Consider the following 497-nt stretch of genomic DNA (forward strand, 5'->3'; position numbering starts at 1 on the left):
GCAACATCGCGGTCAAGCGGCTGGACGGCACGCCCGATCTGTCGCGGGCCGGCTATCAGGAGCCACGGCCCGACAAGAAGCCGCACCGCGGCAAGCGGACATTCGATCAAAACGCGCCCAAATTCGAGAAGCGCGCACCGGCCGACCAGCGCCCGGCATTCGAGGCAAAGCCCTGGGCCGGCAAGCCGGCCAAGGCGAAGTTCGAAGGCGGACCGGCGAAACACAAGAAATCGAAGAAACGGCCGGGGTAAATAGCCGGCCCTTCCATTTCGTGCACGCCCCTTGCGGTCTGCCGGAACTTTGCCCAGTCTGTTAGCGGGCAAGGGAGCAGCACATGCGCGGCGAAGTGCTTCACTATGATGAAGACGAGGGCTTCGGTTTCATTACCGGAGCCGACGGCAACCGCTACAGCTTCGCGCGCGAGGACTTGCGCCGCCAAGCATCGGCCGCCGGAGGCGCGACCGTCGAATTCCAGCCGGCTGGCGGACGGGCACGCG

General features: G+C 65.6%; 2 pseudogenes. Both read left to right on the forward strand.

Annotated elements, in window-relative coordinates:
• Positions 1 to 251: pseudogene (locus E5W70_RS23825) on the forward strand (ATP-dependent RNA helicase); the annotation flags it as partial.
• Between the two features lie 83 nt (positions 252 to 334).
• Positions 335 to 497 (forward strand): annotated as a pseudogene (locus E5W70_RS23830) (DUF805 domain-containing protein); the annotation flags it as partial.

This window comes from Mesorhizobium sp., assembly GCF_005063415.1.
In the GTDB taxonomy this organism is placed as follows: Bacteria; Pseudomonadota; Alphaproteobacteria; order Rhizobiales; family Rhizobiaceae; genus Mesorhizobium.